The 2,494-nt window shown below is 32.2% G+C and carries 1 protein-coding gene and 1 pseudogene; both read left to right on the top strand.

Features of this window, described 5'->3' with window-relative positions:
- The first annotated feature begins 62 nt into the window (after positions 1–62).
- A pseudogene (gene istA / locus Q428_RS13700) lies at positions 63–1,657 on the top strand (IS21 family transposase).
- A complete protein-coding gene (gene istB, locus Q428_RS13695; protein WP_201769305.1) occupies positions 1,654–2,430 on the top strand; it encodes an IS21-like element helper ATPase IstB in 777 nt (258 codons plus the stop codon). Before istA ends, istB begins: the two are co-directional and overlap by 4 nt.
- Positions 2,431–2,494 lie beyond the last annotated feature (64 nt).

The raw sequence follows: 2,494 nt of genomic DNA, 5'->3' as shown, positions 1-2,494 counted from the left end.
AAATCCCCCACATTTAAAATATACTCTTCTTATGTAATTACATAAGAGGAGGTAATGAGGGGATGATTACACTGAACCAAAAACAAGAGATAATAATAGCAGCATTTCTTGATGGAAAATCACAGAGGCAAATAGAAAGGGAGTATAAAATAGATAGAAAAACGATTAGAAAATATATTAATAAGTACAATGAAAGTAGGAACGCTCTTCTGAAGAATCCAGATAATATTGATAATAGCAGGTTATTAATGGATGACATTGTATCACCACCAAAATATGATTCATCAAATAGAACAAAAATTAAATTAACAGATGAAATCATTGAAAGGATTAAATTTTACTTAAGTGAAAATGAGAAGAAACGCTCTTGTGGGCAAGCAAAACAGCAAAAGAAAAAAATAGACATTCATGAGGCATTAGTAGAAGAAGGCTATGATATAAGCTATACTACAGTTTGTAATACAATAAGAGATTTGTTAAGTGAAGGAGCTGAGGCATATATAAAAGCAGAATATGAATATGGTGATGTATGTGAATTTGACTGGGGTGAAGCCAAGCTATACATAAACGGTGAATTAAAGACTTTGCAAATGGCAGTATTCACCAGTGCTAAAGGAAACTATAGATATTCAAGACTATTTACAAAACAAGATACTGCTTGTTTTAAAGAATCACATGCCTATTTCTTTGATCACATTGGAAAGGTATACAGAACGGTTGTATATGATAACATGAAGGTAGCGGTTAAAAAATTTGTTGGACCTACTGAAAAGGAACCGACTGAAGCACTTTTGCAATTATCAATTTATTACGGGTTTAGATTCAGATTTTGTAATGCCCGGGCTGGTAATGAAAAAGGCCATGTTGAACGAAGTGTTGAATATGTAAGACGCAAGGCATTTGCTTTTAAAGATAGGTTTAATTCAATCGAAGAAGCCAATGAATATTTACAAAACACCTGCAACAAGCTTAATCTTAAGCCACAGAAGCAAAATGACAATAAAACAGCATTAGATATACTTAATATTGAGAAGGAATATATGCTTCCCGGAATACCTATGTTTGATGCTGCAAGAATAGAAGAACATAGAGTAGATAAATATTCTACCATTTCCGTAGACACATGTAGATACTCTGTTCCTGATAGATTTGTTGGAAAAGTAGTATTAGTAAAAATATATTCATCAAAAATAATATGTTATTGCAATGAAATCAAAATTGCAGAACATAATAGAAGATACGGGTTCTGTGAATGGAGTATAAAACTTGAACATTTCATTAAAACATTAAAAAAGAAGCCTGGCGCACTTGCTTCTAGCACTGCAATGCAACAAGCGATCCAAGACTTCAACACATTTACAATAGTTATTATATCAAAAGAGAAAAGGAATTTGTAGAGCTTCTTTTCTTGATTAGTGAAAAAAGTATAGAAGAAGTAATTGCTGCAATTGAAACCTTAAAGCAAATAAGTCCTTTAGATATTTCCACGGAAAAAATTAAAGCTATTGTAAATAGAAATAATGATAGCTCCCCTATGAATTATGTGGAAAATGATACTTCTGGAATCACTGAAAAATCAAAGGATATGCTAAATAAATTCAAGAACTTGATTCCTATGGGTGATGAAGAATTTATTAAGGAGGTTGCAGTTATATGAACATAAATTTGAAGAATAAAAAAGAAATCCATAAAAATATTACAGAATATACGAAGCTTTTAAAGCTCCCAGGTATTAGAAAATATTATGAGGAGGAGATTAACGAGGCCATACAAAAAGATATCGGATATGAGGAATTCTTGCTTAATTTACTCATGAAGGAGAATGATTTAAGGCAAGAAAGAGCCAAGGATAATAGAATTAAATATGCCAATTTTCCGTATAAAAAATATCTGGAAGATTTAAGCATTAGTGATCTTCCAAGCGATGCTCAAAAGAAGTATAACACTCTGAAATCATTAGAATTTATTAAAAGTGGTCAGAATGTAATATTGGCTGGTAATCCCGGTACTGGTAAAACACATCTCGGTATAGGGCTTGGAATAAAAGCATGTCTTTCAGGCTACAAAGTACTATATACCACAGTACCTATATTGGTCAATCAACTTAAGGAAAGCCGATCTCAAAAGGTTTTAAGGGCATTCGAGAATAAGTTTGAAAAGTATGATTTAGTTATAGCTGATGAACTTGGATATATTTCTTTTGATAAGGAAGGCTCGGAGCTTCTTTTTACAAATTTGTCACTTAGCGCTGGTAGAAAATCTACTATTATTACAACTAACCTGTCTTTTGAACGATGGGATGAAATATTTCATGATCCTGTTATGACCGCAGCTATGATTGACAGGCTTACACATAAAGCTTTTATTGTTAATATGAATGGTAATTCATATAGGTATAAAGAGACTGAAGAGTGGCTCAAAGAGCAATAATTTTTTTGACTTAAGTGGAGGATTTTTCAACTGAAATTTGGGGGATTTTTCGCTTGACAAATAC

This window comes from Fervidicella metallireducens AeB (assembly GCF_000601455.1).
GTDB classification, from domain to species: Bacteria; Bacillota; Clostridia; order Clostridiales; family Caloramatoraceae; genus Fervidicella; species Fervidicella metallireducens.
The sequence above is the reverse complement of the archived record's forward strand: the minus strand, read 5'-3'. Positions and strand labels throughout refer to the sequence as shown.